Annotated in this window: 19 protein-coding genes; 12 read left to right on the top strand and 7 right to left on the bottom strand. The window is 66.7% G+C overall.

The annotated features are described in order from the left end of the window. The first annotated feature begins 90 nt into the window (after positions 1-90). Positions 91-723 carry a tripartite tricarboxylate transporter substrate binding protein gene (locus tag EC845_RS06755; RefSeq protein WP_123296502.1) on the top strand — a complete coding sequence of 211 codons (633 nt, stop codon included), beginning with the start codon at positions 91-93 and terminating at the stop codon, positions 721-723. Between the two features lie 46 nt (positions 724-769). Here EC845_RS06755 and EC845_RS06750 read toward each other — a convergent pair whose 3' ends face one another. The 3 genes from EC845_RS06750 to EC845_RS06740 all read right to left on the bottom strand — a co-directional run bounded on the left by EC845_RS06750 (position 770) and on the right by EC845_RS06740 (position 3,973). After that, positions 770-1,195 carry a heme-binding protein gene (locus EC845_RS06750; RefSeq protein WP_123296500.1) on the bottom strand — a complete coding sequence of 142 codons (426 nt, stop codon included), beginning with the start codon at positions 1,193-1,195 and terminating at the stop codon, positions 770-772. Positions 1,196-1,269: 74 nt separating this feature from the next. Next, on the bottom strand, positions 1,270-2,994 hold the full coding sequence (locus tag EC845_RS06745) for a thiamine pyrophosphate-binding protein (RefSeq protein ID WP_123296498.1): 1,725 nt from the start codon (positions 2,992-2,994) through the stop codon (positions 1,270-1,272). Position 2,995: 1 nt separating this feature from the next. Then, positions 2,996-3,973, bottom strand: coding sequence for a Bug family tripartite tricarboxylate transporter substrate binding protein (locus EC845_RS06740; RefSeq protein WP_123296496.1), 978 nt, complete (start codon positions 3,971-3,973; stop codon positions 2,996-2,998). A gap of 128 nt (positions 3,974-4,101) precedes the next feature. Here EC845_RS06740 and EC845_RS06735 point away from each other — a divergent pair, with 128 nt between their 5' ends. Further along, positions 4,102-5,001, top strand: coding sequence for a helix-turn-helix domain-containing protein (locus EC845_RS06735; protein ID WP_123296494.1), 900 nt, complete (start codon positions 4,102-4,104; stop codon positions 4,999-5,001). Between the two features lie 4 nt (positions 5,002-5,005). Here EC845_RS06735 and EC845_RS06730 read toward each other — a convergent pair whose 3' ends face one another. After that, a complete protein-coding gene (locus EC845_RS06730; RefSeq protein ID WP_123296492.1) occupies positions 5,006-5,929 on the bottom strand; it encodes a LysR family transcriptional regulator in 924 nt (307 codons plus the stop codon). A 95-nt stretch (positions 5,930-6,024) separates the two neighbouring features. Here EC845_RS06730 and EC845_RS06725 point away from each other — a divergent pair, with 95 nt between their 5' ends. The 5 genes from EC845_RS06725 (at position 6,025) to EC845_RS06705 (ending at position 11,645) form a co-directional block, all read left to right on the top strand. Next, positions 6,025-6,915 carry a VOC family protein gene (locus EC845_RS06725; protein ID WP_123296490.1) on the top strand — a complete coding sequence of 297 codons (891 nt, stop codon included), beginning with the start codon at positions 6,025-6,027 and terminating at the stop codon, positions 6,913-6,915. Between the two features lie 45 nt (positions 6,916-6,960). Then, positions 6,961-8,580 carry a bifunctional 3-(3-hydroxy-phenyl)propionate/3-hydroxycinnamic acid hydroxylase gene (locus EC845_RS06720; RefSeq protein WP_123297932.1) on the top strand — a complete coding sequence of 540 codons (1,620 nt, stop codon included), beginning with the start codon at positions 6,961-6,963 and terminating at the stop codon, positions 8,578-8,580. Positions 8,581-8,620: 40 nt separating this feature from the next. Further along, positions 8,621-9,469 (top strand): fumarylacetoacetate hydrolase family protein, encoded by an 849-nt coding sequence (locus tag EC845_RS06715; protein ID WP_123296488.1) that lies wholly within the window; start codon positions 8,621-8,623, stop codon positions 9,467-9,469. A gap of 33 nt (positions 9,470-9,502) precedes the next feature. Further along, positions 9,503-10,543: an amidohydrolase family protein gene (locus EC845_RS06710; RefSeq protein WP_123296486.1), complete on the top strand. Its 1,041-nt coding sequence runs from the start codon at positions 9,503-9,505 to the stop codon at positions 10,541-10,543. Positions 10,544-10,664: 121 nt separating this feature from the next. Further along, on the top strand, positions 10,665-11,645 hold the full coding sequence (locus EC845_RS06705) for a tripartite tricarboxylate transporter substrate binding protein (protein WP_123296484.1): 981 nt from the start codon (positions 10,665-10,667) through the stop codon (positions 11,643-11,645). Between the two features lie 37 nt (positions 11,646-11,682). On the opposite strand, the gene EC845_RS06700 is transcribed toward EC845_RS06705, so the two are convergent. Next, entirely contained in the window at positions 11,683-12,489 is an 807-nt protein-coding gene (locus EC845_RS06700; RefSeq protein WP_123296482.1) for a transporter substrate-binding domain-containing protein, read from the bottom strand. 18 nt (positions 12,490-12,507) lie between these two features. Further along, positions 12,508-13,272 (bottom strand): alpha/beta fold hydrolase, encoded by a 765-nt coding sequence (locus EC845_RS06695; protein WP_123296480.1) that lies wholly within the window; start codon positions 13,270-13,272, stop codon positions 12,508-12,510. Between the two features lie 138 nt (positions 13,273-13,410). Between EC845_RS06695 and EC845_RS06690 the strand changes: the two genes are divergently transcribed. The 5 genes from EC845_RS06690 (at position 13,411) to EC845_RS06670 (ending at position 20,014) form a co-directional block, all read left to right on the top strand. Beyond that, positions 13,411-14,289 (top strand): helix-turn-helix domain-containing protein, encoded by an 879-nt coding sequence (locus EC845_RS06690; RefSeq protein WP_123296478.1) that lies wholly within the window; start codon positions 13,411-13,413, stop codon positions 14,287-14,289. 158 nt (positions 14,290-14,447) lie between these two features. Further along, positions 14,448-14,942, top strand: a complete 495-nt coding sequence (locus EC845_RS06685; RefSeq protein WP_123296476.1) for a sigma-70 family RNA polymerase sigma factor — start codon at positions 14,448-14,450, stop codon at positions 14,940-14,942. Beyond that, positions 14,939-16,027 (top strand): FecR domain-containing protein, encoded by a 1,089-nt coding sequence (locus EC845_RS06680; protein WP_123296474.1) that lies wholly within the window; start codon positions 14,939-14,941, stop codon positions 16,025-16,027. Before EC845_RS06685 ends, EC845_RS06680 begins: the two co-directional genes overlap by 4 nt. A 100-nt stretch (positions 16,028-16,127) precedes the next feature. Continuing rightward, entirely contained in the window at positions 16,128-18,611 is a 2,484-nt protein-coding gene (locus tag EC845_RS06675; protein ID WP_123296472.1) for a TonB-dependent siderophore receptor, read from the top strand. A gap of 509 nt (positions 18,612-19,120) precedes the next feature. Continuing rightward, complete coding sequence (locus EC845_RS06670) at positions 19,121-20,014, top strand: manganese catalase family protein (protein WP_123296470.1); 894 nt, start codon at positions 19,121-19,123, stop codon at positions 20,012-20,014. A 28-nt stretch (positions 20,015-20,042) separates the two neighbouring features. Here the strand turns inward: EC845_RS06670 and EC845_RS06665 are convergent, their stop codons facing one another. Then, positions 20,043-20,564 carry a GAF domain-containing protein gene (locus EC845_RS06665; RefSeq protein ID WP_123296468.1) on the bottom strand — a complete coding sequence of 174 codons (522 nt, stop codon included), beginning with the start codon at positions 20,562-20,564 and terminating at the stop codon, positions 20,043-20,045. Positions 20,565-20,603 lie beyond the last annotated feature (39 nt).

The raw sequence follows: 20,603 nt of genomic DNA, 5'->3' as shown, positions 1-20,603 counted from the left end.
CCGTCATCCTCCGCCAATCCGGCGATGGAGCTGCTGATCGAATCGCTGGAAGCGCAGCAGTGAGCGGCCTGGCCTCAGAAAAGATCGGTCTTGTCTTTCGAAATCTGGCGCACGTGCTCCATCAGCCTGCCACCGACGCTGGCGCAGGCCTATCCGTCGAAACCCATCACCGTGGTCGTGCCCTATGCGCCGGGCGGCGGGGTCGACATCGTGACCCGCATCGTCACGCAGGAGCTGGCCACGGCACTCGGCCAGTCCGTCATCGTCGACAACAAGCCCGGGGCATCCACCAACATCGGCATGTCGGCCGTGGCGCGGGCGCCGGCCGACGGCTATACCCTGCTGACGGCCTCGCCCACCCTGGCCAGCAACGGCGCCCTGTTCAAGAATCTGGGCTTCGATCCCGGCGCCGACTTCACGGCCATCGGCAAGATCGGCTACGCGCCGCTGGTCATCGTCGTGCCCGTGGCCTACAAGGGTGGCAGCCCGGCCATCACCGATCTGCTCGGCGGCCGCATCTCCTTCATGTCCATCAACCCGTTGGAAGTGCTGGCCCATATCCAGGCCGGCAAGCTCAGGGCCTCAACGCCGAGCTGCAGAAAACGCTGGCCCGCCCGGATGTGCAGGACAAGCTGGCCACCCGGGGCGCCATCGTCGAGACCGGCTCGGCGGCACAGTTCGACGCCTTCAACCGCGCCGAGATCTCGAAGTGGACCCAGGTGATCAAGGACGCGGGCATCCAGGCGGATTGAGCCCCGGGGCTCGGCGCCTAGCCGTGCAGCAGGCCTGCGGCCTCGACACCCGCGATGCAGATCAGTTCGTCCTCGTCGCCGGTGCCCCCGCTGGCCCCCATGGCGCCGATGACCGTGCCGTCGGCCGACTTGATCACCACGGCGCCGGTCTGGGGCAGGAATTTCCCGGCGGCCGTGGCGGAGAGCGAGACAAAGAAATTCGGATTGTCCTTCGCCCGCTCGGCCAGGATGCGGCTGGAGACCCCCATGCCGGCCGCGCCCCAGGCCTTGGCCCGGGCGATGTCGAAACGGAACATGCTGGCGCCGTCTTCGTGCGCATAGGCCTTGAGGTTGCCGGCGGCATCGAGCACGGCGATGCCCATGGGCTTGAATCCGGATTCACGCGCCCGGGCGAGGGCCGCGCGAAGCAGGGTCTGGGCTTGATCGAGAGTGAGTGAGGTCATGGGGGTTGGGCAGCAGTCGTGCCGTGTATCGGCGTTGCAGGGATGTCGAGGCGGGGGCCTGCGGACGGGGTCGGTCAGCCTCCGGGAACGAGGCTTTCGAAGCTGTAGCGGTTCATGCTGCCGAACAGCGGCATGCAGGGATGGGGCACAAAGGCGGTCCGGCAATCCAGCACGGCAGGCCTGCCGCTGGCCAGTGCACGGGCCATGGCGGGGGCGACCTCGGCCGGGGTCGTCACGGTCTCGCCATGGCAGCCGAAACCGCGTGCGATGGCCGCGTAGTCCGTGCCCGACAGCGAGGTGCCGAACTCGAAGCCCCGGCTGCTCTTCTGGCCGGCCCGGATGATGCCCCACGACTCGTTGTTGTGGATGATCGTCACCACCGCCAGGCCGTAGCGGCGGGCCGTGTCGAGCTCGTTCATCGAGAAACCGAACGAGCCATCCCCCGTGATGTGAAGCACCGGCCTGTCGGGGTGACTGGCCTTGAGCGCCATCGCGTAGGGCAGGCCAAAACCCAGGTGGCTCATGCCCGGCTCGTGAAAACGCGTGCGCACGTCGTGGACAGGCGTCAAGTCGTTGCTCCAGAACGAGGTGTGGCCGCCGTCGTACACGGCCAGCGCATCGCGGGGAAACGCCGCGGCGATCTCGCGCGCCAGGGCCGCCGGATGCATGGCCGGGGCGTCGTCGGCGGCCAGATCGGCCAGCGTCTTTTCGTGCGCGCGACGGGCCTCCCGCATGCGCTCCAACCACGCAGGGTCGCGCCCTTGCGACAGCCGCTCACCGCCCACCGACAGCAGGTCGCCGAGCGCTGCGCGGGCGTCCGCCTGCAGGGCCACCTCGTGGACCGCCGGATGCCCGAGAGCCGAGGCATCGAGGTTGATGGCGATCGTGCGGTGCGTGCGGCGTGCGAGCGGTCCGTGCTCATCCCACATCCAGGACGACCAGCGGCAGCCCACGCTCAAGATCACATCGGCCTCGGCAAAAGCCTCGCGTATCGGCGGGCCCGCGATCAAGCCGCCGTGGCCGATGAAATGGGGGCTCTCGCTCGACACCACGCCCAGCGCCATCTGGGTGGGAACGACCGGGCACCGCAGGCGCGCCGCGAGCTGCCGGATCTGCTCGCCGGCCTCGCTGGCGATCACGCCGCCGCCGGCGACGATCAGCGGCCGGCGTGCATCCGCCAGCACGTCCACGGCTCGCGCCACGCCGTCGGCATCGGGCCGGATGCGTCCGGTGAACCGGTATCGCGCCGGGGTCAGATCGAATTCGCTTTCGCTGTAGCGGCAGCGCTGGTCGAGCACATCCTGCGGAATATCCAGGTGCACCGGACCGGGCCGGCCGCTCAACGCTTCGCGAATGGCACGGCGGGCGATCTCGGGGATGCGCCGGGCATCGTGGACGACGGCGTTCCATTTCGTGATGGGGCGGCTGACGGCGACGGTGTCCAGATCCATGAACATGCCGTTGTGGGGATAGGCGGCCGCGCGGTGCTGGTTGGTGGTGATCGCCAGCAACGGCAGGTTGTTGTTGAAGGCCACCCCCAGACCCGAGATTAGGTTGAGACCGCCGGGGCCCATTTCTGCCAGGGCGACCGCCAGCCGGCCCGTGGCGGCATAGGTCGCCGCAGCCATCATGGGGCCGGCCGCCTCGTGCCGGGTGCCGATATAACGCAGCGCCGGCTCTTGGGAAACGGCATGCAGCAGAGGGCTGAGCTTGCCCCCGACGATGCCGTAGACATGCCGGACGCTTTCGCCCAGCAACACGCGGGTCAGTGCCTGTGCACCGGTCAATTCTGGGTGCATGTCAGTCCTCTGCCGTGAAGCCGGATGCCTTGACGATGGGCCCCCAGCGATCGAAGTCGGTGCGGACCCGCTGCGCGAACTCGGCCGGCGTCTGGTGCAGCGGCTGCAATCCGCTGGCCGCGAGCGCATCGATCAGTTGGGGATCCTGCAGACCCTGCCCGACCCGCTCGTTGAGACGGGTGACGGTGTCTGCCGGCGTCTTGGCCGGAACGAACCAGCCCAGCCACTCCTCGACCGCGATGTCGTCGTAGCCCTGCTCCACGAAGGTCGGGATCTCGGGCAGGAAACGCGAACGCACGGGGCTGGAGACGGCCAGTCCCCTGAGCCGTCCGCTGCGGATATAGGGCATGACTTCGCCCAGCACGCTGATGCTGACCGGGATCTGCCCGCCGAGCACGTCGTTGAGCAAGGGTGCACCGCCTTTGTAGGGGACCGCCGTGTAGCTGCCGCCCAAACGTGCGCCCAGCATCATGCCGACGAAATGCAGGGCCGAGCCGGCCGCGGGAACGCCGTAGCTGGCCAGCCGGGGATGGGCCTGCACCCACTGCACATACTGCGCCAGCGTCCTCACGTCGTCGGGCACCCCGGGGCCGGCCGTGAGCACGAATGCATACGAGACCGTGCTGGCGACCGGTACAAAATCGGCCAGCGGTTCGTAACCCAGCTTGCGATAGGTATGCGGGTACAGCGTCATCGGCGAACTGGGAATCTGCAGGATGGTCGACCCGTCCGGCGCCGCCCTCTTGACATAATCCACGGCGATCCGGCCGCCCGCGCCGACCTTGCTGTCGACGACGACGTTCTGGGCATACACGCCGCGCAGCTTCTCGGCCAGGGGCCGGGCGACGTGATCGCCCATGCCGCCCGCCGGAAAGCCGGACACGATGAAAGCCGTTTTCTGAGCTTGCGAGTGGGCCGGCAGAGCGGGGGCGAGCAGCCCCAGTGCCAGACTTCTTTCGAGTAGCGATCTCCGATGCATGGTGTCTTTGTCTCCTGTTCTTGTCGTCGCGGCATGCCGTGCATGTGACTCGACTGTGCCGCCCCCTCAGGAAAAAGCCCATAGACAAAGCACCCTGTTGCCGGTACTTTTCCGACATCTTCTGCTGCATGTCCATGACCTTGGAAACCCAGGCCATCCGCCCCGTCCCGTTCCGCGAGGTCCGTCACGACCAGCCGGACGACTGCGTCCACTACGAACCGGTCGCGACCCGCTTCGCCGCCATGAACTGGACCATCCCGATGCACTGCCACGAGGGCCTGCACCAGTTGCAGTACCTCACGGAAGGATCGGTCCAGGGGCGCATCGACGACCGGCAGGTCAGCGGCTGCGCGCCCGTGTTCTTTCTGATGGCGCCGGGCTCCATGCACGGCTTCCAGTACTCGCACGATGCCGTGGGACACCAGTTGACCCTCCCCTCGGCGACGCTGGCGCGATGGCTGGCGCAGACCCCGGTGCTGGAGCAATGGCTGAACGGCTCGTTCATGCTGCACCCCTGCGCCGTGCAGGCCGAACGATGGCGCATCGGCTTCGAGCAGATCGCCGAGGAGTTCGAGAGCGCGCACCCGGGGCGTGTGCAGACTTTGTGCGCTCTGACCACCCTCATGGCCGTGCAGGCCGGCCGCCTGTACGGTGCGCAGGCCGTCGGCGAGAAACGCTACGACACGCGCGACGCCTTGGCCCGCCGCTTCAAGGCCCTGGTCGAACTGCACTACGGCAAGCACTGGCCGCTGAGCGACTATGCCGCCTTGCTCGGCGTCGGGCAGGACCATCTCAGCAGAGCCTGCCGCAAGGCCTGGGGCCTGGGCGCACTCACGGTGCTCAACGACCGGCTGCTGCTGCAGGCCCGGCGGCTGCTGGCCTACACACCGCTCTCCGTCTCCGAGATCGCCGAGCAACTGGGCTACGCGGATTCGGCGTACTTCAGCCGGGTCTTCCGGCGCGGCGTCGGCCGCACGCCGTCTGAATACCGCGTGCTGGCCGAGCAGGGCATCCACAGCGCAGACTGAGGCGTCAACGCATCTTGCCGCCCTTGTCTCGCCGGTTGACCGCGTAGATCAGGCCCCGCAGCCACCGGTTGGCGGGATCGGTGTGCATGCGGCCGTGCCAGTACTGCTGGATCCTGAGTTCGGGCGGCCGAAACGGCAACGTCAGTTCGCGCAGCCGGATGTGATGCCCCAGCACCGTGGCGATGTCGTCGGGCACCGTCGCGATCAGCCCGCTGTCGGGCAGGAGCTCGAGCAGGCTGAGGAAATGCGACAGCTCGAGCGTGACCTGCCGCTGCCAGCCCTTGTTCTCGAGATGCTGGTCGAGCAGATGCTCGCGGCCGTCCGGCCGCACCACCACATGCCGTGCCGCAAGGTATTGCTTGAGGCTCAGGCGCGGACTGGCCAGCTCGGTGTCTGCGTGCGTGATGCAGGTGTATGAACTCACGAACAGCGCCTGCTGGAAGTAGCCCGCACGCTGCAGATCCGGAAAGAAGCCGATGGCCAGATCGGCCTCTCCGCGCTCGAGTGCCTGGGCCGCTTCGTCGCGCGACTTGGACATCGCCCGCAGCCGAATGCCCGGGGCCTCGCTCTGCAGCCGTCTCAGCACCGCCGGCAGGAACGCCACCTCGCCGATGTCGGGCGTCAGCACCGTGAACTGGCGCCTGGCCGTCGCCGGATCGAAGACGGGCGCGTGCAGCACCTCGGTCTGGATGGTCTCGACCAGCCTGCGCACCGTCGGCGCCAGCCGCTGGGCCTTGGGGGTCGGCAGCATGCCCGATCCGGTGCGAACGAACAGCGGGTCGCCCAGCATCTCGCGCAGCCTGGCCAGAGCGCCGCTGGTTGCCGACTGGCTCAAGCCCATGGCCTCGGCCGCGCGGTTCACGCTCTGCAGCCGCGACATCTCGTCGAAGAGCACCAGCAGGTTGAGATCGACTTTTCTGATATCCATGAAACCGATTTTACAGATCGATCAAAAGCCGTATACAGGATATACACGCCCCCCTAGGATTGCGCCAGAGACAAACCAGACCGAAAAGGCGTTGTATGCATGGCTTTCCGATAACCGCGCTGCGCAGCGTGGAACTGTCGACTCCCGATCTGCCCGGCTCCGTCGACTTCTACACCCGCATATGGGGCTTGCAAGTGGTCGCCGAGCAGGCCGGCAAGGTGTTCCTCGGCGCCACCGGCGACGATTTCCACGTGCTGGAGCTCAAGGCCGGCGACCGGTCCGAGCTGCGCAAGGCCACGTTCCGAGCGGCCTCCGAAGACCACCTCGCCACCCTGCTCGCCCGCTGCATCGACCGTGGCTGCACGGTCGTGCGCGACATCGGCCCGGCCGATGCGCCATCCGGCGGCCTGCGCTGCGTGATCCGCGAACCCCGGGGCAGCACCCTCGAATTCGTGCACGGCGACCGCCGCAAGACATCGGCGGCCGTGCCCAACCAGGTCCAGCGGCTCGCCCACGTGAACATCAACACACCCGACCCCGACGGCCTGGCGGCCTTCTACCGGGACGTCCTGGGTTTCCAGATCACCGACCGCTCGCGGATGATGGCTTTCCTGCGCTGCAACGACGACCACCATGCCGTCGTGCTCGCCGAAGCACCGGTCGACGGACTCAACCACATCGCGTTTCTGATGCCCGACCTCGAGTCCGTGATGCGGGGTTCGGGCCGCGTCGTCGACGGCGGCTGCCCCATCGGCTGGGGCGTCGGGCGGCATGGTCCCGGCGACAACGTCTTTGCCTATTTCGTGGACCCCCATGGCGTGGTCGTCGAATACACCGCCGAGGTCTTGCAGGTCGACGACAGCTACCGCTTCAGAGGCCCCGACGAATGGACCTGGCCGCCCGGGCGCACCGACCACTGGGGCATTGCGCCGCCCAAGAGCGAGGTCTGCAAGAAGGCCCAGCTGGCCATCGGTTTTGCCGGCTGACAGGCGGCAGGTGTATCGGCCGCACAGCGGCAAATGGATGTCAACATGGAACAACACACACGCTACGATGTGCTGGTGGTCGGCTTCGGCCCCAGCGGCGCGGTGGCCGCCGGCCTTCTGGGCCAACTCGGCTACCGCACCCGGGTCATCGACCGGCTCGCCGACATCTACGACCGGCCCCGGGCGATCGCGCTCGACCACGAGATCATGCGGCTCTTCGACAACATGGGCATCGCCGCCGATGTCCAGCCCTATGTCACGCCTTTCACCGTGTCCGAGCACTTCGGAGCCCGGGGACAGCTGATCCGGCGCATCGACATGGTCCAGCCGCCGTACCCGATGGGCTATACCCCGAGCATGGTGTTCACGCAGCCGCCGGTGGAAGCTGCCCTGCGCCGCCATGCCCAGTCGTTCGACTCGGTATCGGTGGCGCTGTCCACCGAACTGATCGACCTCGTCGACAACGGCGAAGACGTCCTGGCCACCCTCAGGGACAGCGAAGGCCAGACCTCCAACGTGCGGGCCCGTTACGTGATCGGCTGCGACGGGGCCTCGAGCACGGTCCGCCGGCTGGCCGGCATCGCGCTGGAAGACCTGGTCTTCGACGAACCGTGGCTGGTGGTCGACGTCAAGGTCGAACCCCATGCACTGGCGGGCCTGCCGCAGAATTCCGCTCAGTTCTGCGATCCGGCACGGCCTGCGAGCTACATCGTCGGCCCGGGCAACCACCGGCGCTGGGAGATCATGCTGCTGCCCGGCGAAGACCCGCTGCAGATGGCACAGCCGGATGCCGTCTGGCCGCTGCTGTCGAAATGGCTCACGCCCGAAGACGGCGAACTGTGGCGGGCCGCGGCCTACCGCTTCCACGCGCTGGTGGCCGACGACTGGCGGCGTGGCCGTGTGTTCATCGCGGGCGACGCCGCACACCAGCAGCCGCCGTTCATCGGGCAAGGCATGTGCCAGGGCCTGCGCGATGTCGCCAACCTGCTGTGGAAGCTCGACCGGGTCATGCGCGGCCAGTCCTCGCCGCGGCTGCTCGACTCCTACACCGTCGAACGCAAACGCCATGTCCGCACGCTGACCGGCAAGATCAAGGCCATCGGGCAGACGATCTGCGAGCGCGATCCCCAGGCGGCCCACGAGCGCGACGCCAGCATTCTGGCCGCCGGCAACGGGCAGCCGCTGACCGTGACCCGGCAGGACATCGTGCCGCCGCTGGAAGCCGGCTTGCTGGCTGCCGACAGCCCGGCCAAGGGCATGCTGTTTCCGCAGCCTGCCGTGCGCGATGGACACGGCCGCCGCCTGATGGACCAGATCGCAGGCACCGGCTGGCGCCTGGTCGTCGACGGCCGCCGCGTGCCGCACGCCGAAGTGGCCGGCCTGGCGGCGGCGGTTCCCGGTCTGCGGTTGATCTCGGTCGTCGCAGCGCATGGGTTCGACGACGGGTCGGGCGATGCGCGTGCCGCTTCGGACGTGAATGCCGACACCGATGCCGATTCCGATGTCCTGACCGTGCATGAAACCGACGGCGTGGTGGCGGCATGGTTCGACCGCCATTCGGCCTGTGCGGCATGGGTGCGCCCCGACCACTACGTGTATGGCGTGGCCGTGGACATGGCCGATTTGTCCCGCCAGTCGATCGCACTGCAAACCGAACTGGCCTGAGCGCCGGCCCCTTGAACACCCTTTCCAACGGAGTCATCACATGAAACTCTCTACCGTCCTCCTCCACGGCCGTGTCACCTGGGGCGTCGTCCAGGACGACCGGTTCATCGACACCGGTGCGGCCCTGAGCCAGCGCTACGCCGATCTCAAGGCCGCGGTTGCCGCAGGATTCGCCGGCGTGCAGGAAGCCGCCGCACAGGCCCCGGCCGTCCCGCTGGCCGAAGTCGAATGGCTGCCCGTGATCCCGAATCCAGACAAGATCCTCTGCATCGGCCTGAACTACGAGACGCATCGCAAGGAAACGGGCCGCTCCGAGGTCGAGCACCCCACCATCTTTGCGCGCTACGCCAACAGCCAGGTCGGCCACCTGGCGCCCATCGTCCGGCCCAAGGTCTCCGTCGAGCTGGATTACGAAGGCGAGCTGGCCGTCGTCATCGGGCGGCCCGGCCGCTACATCGCCCGAGAAAACGCCTTCGACCACATCGCCGGCTTTGCCTGCTACAACGACGGCAGCGTGCGGGATTTCCAGCGCCACACGCACCAGTTCACACCGGGCAAGAACTTCGTCGGCACCGGCGCCTTCGGCCCCTGGCTGATGACGCGCGACGAACTCGGCCCGCTGGACGACCTGCGGCTGCAGACCCGCCTCAACGGCAGCGTGGTGCAGGAAGCCACCATCAGCCAGATGATCTTCGACCTCGCACGGCAGATCGAATACTGCTCGACCTTCACCCGGCTCGAAGCCGGCGATGTGATCGTCAGCGGCACGCCCGGCGGCGTCGGTGCCAAACGCAATCCGCCGCTGTGGATGAAGCCCGGCGATGTGGTCGAGGTCGAGATCGACCGCCTGGGCATCCTGCGCAACACCGTCGTTGCCGAAGAAGCCTGATCCCGCCCTTCCATCGACCGGACGGCACTCACCATGAATCATCCCTCCGCAAGCGCGCCGTGCTGCGGCGTCGGGGCCAGCGGCGGCATCGATGTGCATGCCCACGTGATCCCCGAACACTTCCCGCACTACATCGGCTCCCGGCTGCCGAGCGACTGGCCGTCGATGGCGCCCGCACACGCCTGCCACCGGCATGTGATGATCGCGGGCAAGGTGTACCGCACCGTGTCCGACCGCTGCTGGGACGTCGGCCGCCGGCTGGAGGACCTGCCCGGCATGGGCCTGGCGATCCAGGTGATCTCGCCCATGCCCGAGCTGCTGTCGTACTGGATGCAAGCCGCCGATGCGCAGCAGCTCCTGCGTTACCTCAACGACCAGATCGCCGCCATGGCCGATCGGTCCGGCGGACGGTTGCTGGGCCTGGGCGCCGTGCCGCTGCAAGACCTCGACCTGGCGATCCGCGAACTCGACTACGTGGTTCACACGCTGGGCATGCCCGGCATCGAGATCGGCAGCAACATCAACGGCCTGCCGATCGGCGACCCCGCCCTCGATCCGTTCTTCGAGGCCTGTGCGGCCTGGAACGTCGCGGTCTTCGTGCATGCGCTCAGGCCGGCCGGCATGGATCGGCTGGTCGGTCCGGCGGCCCTGCAGCAAGTGCTCGCCTACCCCACCGACGTGGGGCTGGCGGCAGCCTCGGCCATCACCGGCGGGCTGCTGGCGCGCCGTCCGGATCTGCGCATCGCCTTCAGCCATGGCGGCGGCGTGCTCGCCTCGCTGCTGCCCCGGCTCGAGCAGGGATGGAAGACCTTCCCGGCCCTGCGCGACACGCTGCACGAGTCACCCACGCAGGCCGCGCGCCGGTTCTTCTACGACACCCTGGTCTTCGACGAACCGGCCCTCAGACACCTGGTGCACTGCTTCGGCGCCGGCCAGCTCATGATCGGCACCGACTACCCCTTCAATTTCCACGACGCGCAGCCCACCCTGCGCATCGAACACGCACTGGCCGACCCCGGCGAGAGATCCGCATTGCGCCACGGCAACGCGCGGCGTTTCCTGGGCCTGCCCTGAGACACCCTCGGCGGCGCACCGGCATGCACCCGGTGCGCAACGCACGCCGCAACCGATGAACGAGATGCCAGACGGCAGGCCCATGCCGCCAGACCTTCAATAAAACGACAGGAGACAAACCATGCAACGTCGACACTGCCTTTCATGGATCGCAGCCACCGCTGCGCTGTGCGCGGCCACGCCAACCTGGGCGCAGCCGGACTGGCCGTCCAAACCCATCCGCTTCGTGCTGTCGCAGCCCGCAGGCTCGGGGCCGGATGCCGTCGCCCGCCTCATCGGCAACGAGCTCGGCACGCGGCTGGGCCAGCCCATCATCGTCGACAACAAGCCCGGCGGCCAGAACGCCATCGGAGCCCAGGCCGCTGCGCGCTCGCCCGCCGACGGCTACACCTTCTACTTCACCACCGCCGCAGCCCTGGTGACCAACCCCTTCCTGTTCAAGAGCCTGCCCTACGATCCGCGCAAGGATTTCACCTCGGTGGGCATGGTCGGCGTCGTGCCGTTCGCGGTCTCGGTCCATCCCGGCTCGCCGTTCCACACGCTTGCGGATCTCGTCGCCTACGCCAAGGCCAACCCCGGCAAGCTGGCCGTGGCCAACGAGGGGCCGCGCACATTCGGCGGACTCGTCACCCTGTTCCTGGCCAAGCAGACCGGCATCGAGGTCAATGCAATCCCCTACACCTCGGTGGGCGCGGGAATCAGCGATGCGGTGGGCGGGCAACTGGGCGTGCTCGTCAGCGATGTGCCCGCCGTCATGCCCATGGTCAAGGCCGGCCGGCTGCGCGTGCTGGCCGTGACATCGGCAGAGCGTGTGGCCGGCCTCGAAGCCATCCCCACGGTGAAAGAAGCGACCGTGCCCGACTTCGACTTCTCGGGCTGGATGGGCCTCGTGGCACCTTCGGGCACGCCCGCCGCCATCGTCGCGCGCGTCAACCGCGAACTCGATGCGGTGCTGTCCCAGCCCGAGCTGGCCGCCAAGATCCGGACCATCGGCCCCATCGTCAGCGGCGCAGGCTCACCGGGCGACATGGACGGCATGCTGGCCAGGGAACGCCAGCATTGGGTCAAGCTGACCCGCGATGCGGGCATCCAGCCCGAATGAGCCGTCGGCCCGGGCCCGGGCCTCGCCCCCGTGCGCTCTAGAAGTCGGCGGGCAAAGGCTGCTTGAGCCATTGTTTGGCCAGCTCGTTGAGCTGGCCACGCTGCTTGATCGACGTGATCGCGGCGTTCACGCGCTCGAGCAGCCGGCTTTCGCCCTTCGTCACGGCGGTTCGCACCGGCGAATTCATCAGCAGGAATTTCTCTTGCGGCGCACGTGGCAACTGCCGGGTCGCCAGTTCTGCCGCGACCACATTGCCCACCGAGATCAGTTGAGCCTGTCCGCTGATGAACGCGCCGATCGTGGCTGCGTGATCCTCGTAGCGCTGAAGGCGTGCAGTCGGCGGAGCCAGACGCGTCAGCAACTGGTCTTCGATCGTGCCTCGCGTCACGCCGATCAGGTGGCCCTCCAGATCCGCCGCCGACTTGACCGCCATGTCGGCAGGCCCGTACACCCCGACGTAATAGGGCGCGTAGGGCTGGCTGAAGTCCACCACCTTGGCGCGTTCTTCGTTTTGCCCCAGGTTCAGCAGCAGATCGGCCTTGCGGGTCACCATCGTCGGGATCTTGCTGGCATGGACGACACGCACCAGCTCCAGCTTCACGCCGAGCTCCTGGGCCACCAGCCGGGCGAAATCGACGTCGTAACCCCGCGGGGTCAGATCGGTGTCGACCGAGCCGAAAGGCGGGTAGTCGAGCGTGATGGCCACGCGCAGCGTCTGCGTCCGCATCACGTCGTCCAGCGTGTCGGCACGTGCCAACGAAGCCAGACCCATCGAACCGGCCACCAGTGCAAGCATTGCGATGCGACGGCCGACAGCACGCGATCCACGAGAAAAGTGAGTCATGGTGATTCTTTCTTGAAATCAGATGTTGCCGAGGAAAGCATGGAGTGCCGCGTCGAAGGCTTCCGGAGTTTCCTCCATCGGCGTGTGACCGCTTTCCGTCAGGTGTGCAATGCGGCTGTCGGGTATGCCGGCCTTCAGCATTTCGGCATGGTCGATGGTGCGGCCCGCATCGTGATGGCCAAAGACGATCAGCGTCGGTGCCGAAATCCGCGGCAACAGCGGCCGGCAATCCGTCTCCAGCAGGCTCTGCTGCACATCGATCATCGCCTGCAAGGGCGCATCGTTTGCGCGCTGCACATAACCATCGAAGAAGGGCTGCGGCAGCCGGTGGAACCACTGCGCACTGGTCTCCCGCATGTTGGCATAACCGTTCTCACGCAGATCCTTGAGCAGCACACGGCCCAGCGTGTGGTTGGTCATCACCGCACCGGTGCAGACCAGCACCATGCCGCCGAAGCGTTCCGGCTGGGACGACGCAGCCAGCTGGCAGACGACACCGCCCATCGAGTGCCCCGCGATCACGGGCCGCTCGAGATCCATCGCATCCGCAAATGCGTGCACCCGTTGTGCAAGGGCCTGCACGTTGTAGCCCTGCGGCGGCGGCGACGAACGCAGGAAGTTGTCGATCGCATAGCCGCGCCAGCCTGCGGGCAATGCAGCCATGGTGCGCTGCCACAGTTCGGAAGAACTGCCGAAGCCGCCGTGCATGAAGATCACGGCGCGCGGGCCGCTGCCATGCTCGGCATAGTGAACGGGGACGCCGTCGAGATGGATGATGGGCATGATGGTTGCGTGCGTTGAACAAGTCCAGGCAGCTTATGAACTGCCATCCCGCCACACAACGCGCAATTTTGAGAAATGACCCATTTTTTAGACAGCATCACGAAATCGGTACAAATGCACCAAAATAGGAAATGACGCATGAGTGAATCCCGCTTCCTGGCGATCGGCGAACGCCTCAGACAACTGCGGGAAGACTCGGGACTGACCGCAGACGCCGTCTCGGCCGCCGCACGCATTTCACGTGCGCTTCTGTACCGCTACGAAGCCGGCGAAGTCGTCAAGCTCGATGTGATGGAACGCCTCGCCGAGCTCTACGGTACCTCGCTGGCCGCCCTGCTGGGTCTGGGCAATCAGTACTTCACTCACGGCCTGCTGATGTTCGATCATCTGCTGCGGCTCGAAGAACAGGCCACGCAGCTGACCATCGTCTTCGGCCCTCAGGCCTATGTGCTGAGCTCGGACGCCTACGACGAGTCGCTCATGGCCCGCCTCGTCGACCACCGGAACGACCAGATGGCACTCAGCGAACTCGAAGCGCAGCGCCTGATCCATCTGCTCAAGAGGCGCAAGGAGGCCTTCAAGACCCATCGCACCTCCCTGGTCAACATCATTCCGGTCGAGGACATTGAACGTTACCTGGCCTTCGGGCTCGGAGGCCATGCCAAGCTGCCTGCCGCTCAGCGAGCACGACGCCGGCAGGCGGCTCGGGTCGAGGTCGAAAGACTGGCGCAGATGATCGCGTCTCCACCGATGGGCGTGCAGATCGGGCTGACCACCGAACAATTGCCGACCGCCGGATTCGAGCTGGTCAACATCGGCCCTCGCTCGCTTCTTGTGCTCAGTCCTTTCCGGGTCGTCGAGCCCATCAATATCCATTACGGCGTTGCCACCGTCACCGAGGACGAGCAGGCGCTGCGCCTGCATCAGGGACTCGCCGATCGGCTTTGGGCGAATTCGCTCAGAGGACATGCCGCATTCGTCGAAATCCAGCGCCTCCTCAGAGAGGCGGCCGGCTGACCGGTCCTCTCGAACACAAAGGCCTCAAGACCTCGATTGAGATGCATTCCTGTCATTTTGTATAATGATGTCTATTCTCATTACTGCAACTCTCCATGACAGGCTTGCCGGCATCCATCAGTTGTGCGTCGTCTACCGGAGCGGACGGAACGGTGGACATGGACCGGCTTTACGTCGCCCACATCGGCTGGCTGCGTCAGTTCCTGCGCCGCAAGCTGGGGGGCGATGTGCACCAGGCCGCCGATCTGGCGCAGGATACGTTCGTGCGGCTGCTGATGCGGCCGCGCACGCTGACCGATGAACCGCGTGCCTACCTGAGCACCATCGCCCGGGGCCTGCTGGTCGACCACTGGCGGCGCCAGACCGTCGAGCGGGCCTGGGCCGAGACCCTGGCCTCGCAACCGCCCGCGATGGCGCCTTCGGCCGAAGACCAGGCCATCGTGATCGAGACGCTGTGCCAGATCGACGCCATGCTGGCCCGGCTGGCCGACAAGCCCCGGCGCGCCTTCGTGCTGTCGCAGATCCACGAGATGACCTACCGCGAGATCGGCGCGGAGCTCGGGGTCTCCGAACGCATGGTGAAGAAATACATGGCACAGGCCATGCTGCAGTGCCTGCTGTTCCAGGCCGAATTCACCCAAGCCCGCGCATGAACGGCCGAGCGACCGCCGGCCCGATCCCGCCTGCGCCGACGCCTGCAGGCCCGCCGCCCCTGGCGCACGGCACGCTTCGGCAGGCGGCCGAATGGTTTGCCGTGCTGCAGGACGAGCCCGCCGATCCGCAAGCCCGCCAGCGCTGGCTCGACTGGCTGGCGGCGCACCCCGACCATCAACGGGCCTGGCAGGCCGTGCAGGCGATCAGCAGCCAGTTCGATCCCTCGCGCCGCTTGCAGCCTGCCGCCAAACGGGCGGCCAGCCATGCGCTCGATCAGGCGGCCCACCATGGCGGTCAACGCCGGCGCGCGCTGCGCACCCTCGCGGCGATGGCCGTGTGCGGCACGGCCGGCCTGCTCGCCGCCCGTTACGTGCCCCCGGTGCGGCACCGGTTGGCCTCGCAAGGCTGGGACTGGCAGAGCGACCACAACACCGGCGTCGGCCAGACCCGCCAATTGCATCTGGCCGATGGCACCCGGCTGTGGCTGGCCCCTCGCACGGCCATCGACCTTGCCGAAGCCGCCGATGCACAGCAAGGTCCGCGCATCGTCCTGCATCAGGGAGAAATCCTGGTCGACACCGGCCGCCCGGCCCTGCCCGCGCCGGCCCACCGACCCGAGCTCACCGTCGTCACCCACCTGGCCAGCCTGCGCCCGCTGGGCACCCGGTTTTCGGTCCGCACGCGCGACCGGCAGTGCACGCTATCGGTTTTCGGGGGCTCGGTCGCGGTCCGCCCCGGCACGGCGGCCGCAGCCGCAGCCGAACAAATCGTGCCCGGCGGCTGGCAAACCGACATCGGCGCAACCAGCATCGGCCGCAGCAGGCCGGTCGACGAAGCACGCCAATCCTGGGCCAAGGGCTTGCTGCTCGCCGACGACATGCGGCTCGCCGACTGGGTCGCCGAATTGTCGCTCTACCGCCCGGGGCACCTCGCCTGCGACCCTGCCATCGCCGACCTGCGCGTGGCCGGCGGCTATCCGCTGCACGACACCGACCGCGCCCTGGCCCTGCTGATGCAGGCCCTGCCCATCCGCGTGCGTTACACGCTGCCGTGGTGGGTGCAGATCGAACCCCAGGCCGGCTGAAGCCGAAAAAAACGGCTCGCACCGACGTCTCCGGTTCCCTTTTCTCGCGGCTCGCTCGGATCACGCAGGACCAGCCATCCATCCGAGGAGAAATCTCACCATGCGCCCATCGCGCCCTCCAGTCATCGCCAGCCCGCTGGCCCCCCTGCCGTTTGCCCTGCGCATCGCCCTGCTCGCCACCTCTGCCCTGCTGCCCGCCACCGCGGCACTGGCCCAGCAGGCCGCAGCCGCCGCGCCGGCCGACATCCGAACCTACGACATCGCCAACGGCCCCCTCAACCAAGCCATCAACCGTTATGTCGCGGTGACGGGCGTGTTCGTGGCGGCCGATGGACGGCTCACCGCCGGCAAACACAGCGCCGGCGTGCAGGGCGCGCACTCGGCCAGCCAGGCGCTGCATCGGCTGCTCGGCGGCACCGGCCTCGAAGCCGTGCCGCAAGCCAACGGCAGCTACGTGCTGCGCGCCACACCCGAAGCCACCGGCGCCGCCGGTGTCGATCTGGCCGAAGTGCGCGTCACCGCCAGCGCGCTGGCGAGAGAGACCACCGAAGGCACGGGCTCGATGACCTCCGGCAGCGCCAGCACCGCGACCCGGCTCAACCTCTCGCTGCGCGAGACGCCGCAGTCCGTCAGCGTGCTCACCCGCGAACAGATCGACGTGCTGGGCCTGACCACGCTGGACCAGGCCGTGCAGAACGTGACCGGCCTGGTCGTGCAGAAGGGCGACCTGGTGGGCGAATCCGGCAGTTTCAGCGCCCGCGGCTTCGCCATCGACAGCCTGCTGCTCGACGGCCTGCCCACCAGCCTGGGCGGCAACGGCACCGCCAACCCCGACAACGAAGATCTCGCCATCTACGACCGCATGGAAGTGGTTCGCGGCGCCAGCGGCCTCACCACCGGCAGCGGCAACCCTTCGGCCGCCCTCAACCTGGTGCGCAAGCGCCCCACGGCCACCCCGCAAGGCTCGCTGCAGGCCTCGATCGGCAGTTGGGACAACTACCGGCTGCAGCTCGACGGCAGCAACGCGCTCAACGAAGCCAAGACGCTGCGTGGACGGGCCGTGGCCTCGGTGCAGGACAAACGCAACTTCTACGACACCGCGCACGACCGCAACGGCCAGCTCTACGGCGTCCTCGAAGCCGACCTCTCGCCCGACACGCTGCTCACCGTCGGCGCCCACTGGCGCCGCATCTACGACACCGGGCTCTACACCCGCCTGCCGCTGGCCGCCGACGGCTCCTTCCTCGACGTGCCGCGATCCGCCAACCTGGCCAACGCGTTCGACCATTGGGGCCAGACCACGCAGACCGCCTTTGTCGAGCTCGAACAGCAGTTGGCCGGCGGCTGGCGCGCCAAGCTCTCGGCCGTGCAGCGCTGGCAGGATGTGGACATGACGTTTTCGGGCCTGAGCCGCATCGGCGGCTCGCTGTACCAGAACACCCAGGCCTACGTCATCGACAACCGCCAGACCAGCCTCGACGTGAACGCCAGCGGTCCCTTCTCGCTGCTGGGGCGCGAACACGAGGCGGCCTTCGGCCTGTCGCATCGCCGGCTCAAGTACGACTCGAACGGCGGCTGGTCGAGCTACGCCTGGACATCGTCAGGCCCGCTCGTCGACCCCTACAACTGGAACGCCTACGCCGTCGCCCAGCCCGCCATCGACATGAGCGCCTGGAGACTGCGCTTCGACACCCGCCAGACCGGCGCCTACGCCGTCGCACGCTGGCACTTGGCCGAGCCGCTCAAGCTCATCACCGGCCTGCGTGCGGACGGGTATGAACGCCTCAGCCACCAGACCAAGACCAACGCCGCCCCGCTCAAGTACGACCCCGGCCACCAGCTCACCCCTTACGGCGGCCTGATCTTCGACCTGGACGACCGCCACTCCGTCTACGCCAGCTGGACCCGCATCTTCCAGCCGCAGACCGCCTACGACATGAACGGCACGGTACTCGACCCCATCACCGGCACCAACCTCGAAGCCGGCGTCAAGGGCGCGTACTTCGGTGGCCGGCTCAACGCCAGCGTGGCCGTGTTTCAGATCAAGCAGCGCAACCGCGCCACCGACGACACCGGCGGCCCCAACCCCTGCCCCGGCAGCAGCTTCGGCTACTGCCAGCGGGCATCGGGCGAAGTCGAGAGCCAGGGCATCGAAACCGAGATCGGCGGCGAACTGCTGCCGGGCTGGCAGATCGCAGCGGGTTATGCCTATGTATCGGCCAAATACACCAAGGACAGCGACCCCGCCAACATCGGCGAGCTCTTCAGTCCCAACTACCCCCGCCATCAATTCAAGATGACCACGGCCTACCGCCTGCCCGGCGAATGGCACCGCTGGCGCACCGGCGCGTCGCTGTACGTGCAGAACACCACGGTGTCCAGCTATGGCGACACCATCCGCCAGAAGGGTTATGCGCTGGTCGGCCTGAACGCCTCGTACGACATCAGCCGCCAGGCCACCGTGCGCCTGAACATCGACAACCTGTTCGACAAACACTACTACCAGGGCCTGGGCTGGTCCACCGGCGGCAACCAGCCCGGTGCGCCGCGCAGCTTTGGGGTGACGCTGGACTATCGGTTGTAAACGCAAGCAGCGTCTGGGACGCTGTGCGGATTGAATCGATTTCGGCCATTTTCATCGCCTAACTGGTTTCAAGTCCATCCATCCGAAAAAGGCCCGCATCCCATTCAAAATCATGATGCCAGATTGGACTGCCCCTTCATGAAATAGCTTGAATGACGATGACAGGCCTTTTATTTCAGGGCTTCAAAAAAAACATGCGCATCAAAACAAGCAAAAACAACGGATAAATCTCGAATTCAGCCCCAATCGACATTCATCAAAACCCCCATCGAAATCCTACACCCCCCATCCAATCCTCGTTTATCGAATCGATTACACCGATATTCACAACCCTGTAGTCGAAAGACCACGCCAAGGGGGCGCACTTCACTCCAGACCCCAATACATTTTGGCCTCAGGATGAGTGAGGCCGATATATCGATGCATTCACCTGGCTCCAGCCCGTCAGCATGTGATACTGAAAGTAAACCCGGTCGTATTAAAACCATACTCCACGACAGGAATACCTCATGTTCTCTCACAATAAACGGCTTCAGTACACCGTGCGTGTCTCTGAAAGCAACCCCGGCCTGGCCAATCTGCTGCTCGAGCAATTCGGGGGCTCGCAGGGCGAACTGGCCGCCGCATGCCGGTACTTCACCCAGGCCATCGGCGACGACGACCCGGGCCGCAAAGACCTGCTCTTCGACATTGCCACCGAAGAGTTGAGCCACCTGGAGATCATCGGCACGATGGTCGCCATGCTCAACAAAGGCGCCAAGGGCAAACTGGCCGAGGCCTCCGAGTCCGAAGCCGACCTCTACCGGTCGATCACCGGTGCCGGCAACGACAGCCATCTCACCCAGGTGCTGTTCGGCGGCGGTCCGGCGCTGACGAACTCTGCAGGCGTGCCGTGGTCGGCCGCCTATGTCGACACCATCGGCGAGCCCACGGCCGATCTTCGCTCCAACATCGCGGCCGAGGCGCGCGCCAAGATCGTCTACGAACGGCTGATCGCCTTGACCGACGATCCCGGCGTCAAAGACGCACTCACCTTTCTGATGACCCGCGAGATCGCTCACCAGAAGTCGTTCGAGAAAGCGCTGTATGCCATCACCCCGAACTTCCCGCCCGGAAAGCTGCAGGGCCTGGAAGAGTTCTCGTCCACCTACTTCAACCACTCGGCAGGACGCGATGTCCAGGGCTCCTGGAACAGCGGCCCCAACTGGGATGTACGAAGCAAATCCAGCGAGCTGCAGGCCGTGGACGGCGGCGACGGCGATGCATTCGTCGAACTGACGCCCGACGAAGAACTGCCCTACCTCGCCATGCTCAACCGCACGACCTCCGACCCCCTGCTCGACCCTCGAACGGGTGCCGAGCTGGGAGCGGGCAGCCAGCCCCTCAAGTCGCCCAGGAGATAACGCGACCCACCACGCGGGCCCGATGGCCTCAGGCTCGAGCGCCGCCGACCGGACGGCTCACATGGGCCGCCAGCAACCGCGCGGCGCTTTTCAGAAACTCGATCTGCCGTGGAGGCGCCTCGATCTTCAGAAAATCGAAGTGGCACAGCGTGCCATAGACCTGGGCATTCTCATCGAGGACCGGCATGCCGATATAGCTTTGCATGATGTCGCGGTACTTGTGGCCTTCGAGCAGCGGATCGGCCGCTGCATCGGCGGTCACGTACCGACCGTCCTTGAGCGTGAACTGGCAGTAGCTTTCTTCATACGGAACCTCGGCCAGGTCGACGCCGCTGATTTCCTGGGCCGCATCGAAAGCCGACGTGCAATACAGCGTCTTGTGCCGAAGCCGGTAGATGGCCGTGAAGCGATGAGGCACCAAGGCGTTCAGGTAGATCAACGCCGAGCGCAGCCCTTGCCCGGCGGCCAACGCCTCGAGTTCTTCGAGCGAACCGTTGCGAAGCGGATCCTTGAACTTGGTGTTGTGAAGAAGGTCGGCTACGGAGTGCATGGTCGTCCGGTCGGTATGAAGAAGAGTTGCGTTGCAAGC

The sequence above is a fragment of the Comamonas sp. BIGb0124 genome (assembly GCF_003752175.1).
GTDB lineage: Bacteria > Pseudomonadota > Gammaproteobacteria > Burkholderiales > Burkholderiaceae_C > Comamonas_F.
The sequence above is the reverse complement of the archived record's forward strand: the minus strand, read 5'-3'. Positions and strand labels throughout refer to the sequence as shown.

Coding starts and splice junctions, on each gene's coding strand:
- EC845_RS06725 (WP_123296490.1), top strand. CDS start 6,025: ATGCATGGCTTTCCGATAACCGCGCTGCGCAGCGTGGAACTGTCGACT.
- EC845_RS06720 (WP_123297932.1), top strand. CDS start 6,961: ATGGAACAACACACACGCTACGATGTGCTGGTGGTCGGCTTCGGCCCC.
- EC845_RS06735 (WP_123296494.1), top strand. CDS start 4,102: ATGTCCATGACCTTGGAAACCCAGGCCATCCGCCCCGTCCCGTTCCGC.
- EC845_RS06745 (WP_123296498.1), bottom strand. CDS start 2,994: ATGCACCCAGAATTGACCGGTGCACAGGCACTGACCCGCGTGTTGCTG.
- EC845_RS06675 (WP_123296472.1), top strand. CDS start 16,128: ATGCGCCCATCGCGCCCTCCAGTCATCGCCAGCCCGCTGGCCCCCCTG.
- EC845_RS06705 (WP_123296484.1), top strand. CDS start 10,665: ATGCAACGTCGACACTGCCTTTCATGGATCGCAGCCACCGCTGCGCTG.
- EC845_RS06685 (WP_123296476.1), top strand. CDS start 14,448: ATGGACCGGCTTTACGTCGCCCACATCGGCTGGCTGCGTCAGTTCCTG.
- EC845_RS06690 (WP_123296478.1), top strand. CDS start 13,411: ATGAGTGAATCCCGCTTCCTGGCGATCGGCGAACGCCTCAGACAACTG.
- EC845_RS06740 (WP_123296496.1), bottom strand. CDS start 3,973: ATGCATCGGAGATCGCTACTCGAAAGAAGTCTGGCACTGGGGCTGCTC.
- EC845_RS06695 (WP_123296480.1), bottom strand. CDS start 13,272: ATGCCCATCATCCATCTCGACGGCGTCCCCGTTCACTATGCCGAGCAT.
- EC845_RS06665 (WP_123296468.1), bottom strand. CDS start 20,564: ATGCACTCCGTAGCCGACCTTCTTCACAACACCAAGTTCAAGGATCCG.
- EC845_RS06670 (WP_123296470.1), top strand. CDS start 19,121: ATGTTCTCTCACAATAAACGGCTTCAGTACACCGTGCGTGTCTCTGAA.
- EC845_RS06710 (WP_123296486.1), top strand. CDS start 9,503: ATGAATCATCCCTCCGCAAGCGCGCCGTGCTGCGGCGTCGGGGCCAGC.
- EC845_RS06750 (WP_123296500.1), bottom strand. CDS start 1,195: ATGACCTCACTCACTCTCGATCAAGCCCAGACCCTGCTTCGCGCGGCC.
- EC845_RS06730 (WP_123296492.1), bottom strand. CDS start 5,929: ATGGATATCAGAAAAGTCGATCTCAACCTGCTGGTGCTCTTCGACGAG.
- EC845_RS06715 (WP_123296488.1), top strand. CDS start 8,621: ATGAAACTCTCTACCGTCCTCCTCCACGGCCGTGTCACCTGGGGCGTC.
- EC845_RS06700 (WP_123296482.1), bottom strand. CDS start 12,489: ATGACTCACTTTTCTCGTGGATCGCGTGCTGTCGGCCGTCGCATCGCA.
- EC845_RS06680 (WP_123296474.1), top strand. CDS start 14,939: ATGAACGGCCGAGCGACCGCCGGCCCGATCCCGCCTGCGCCGACGCCT.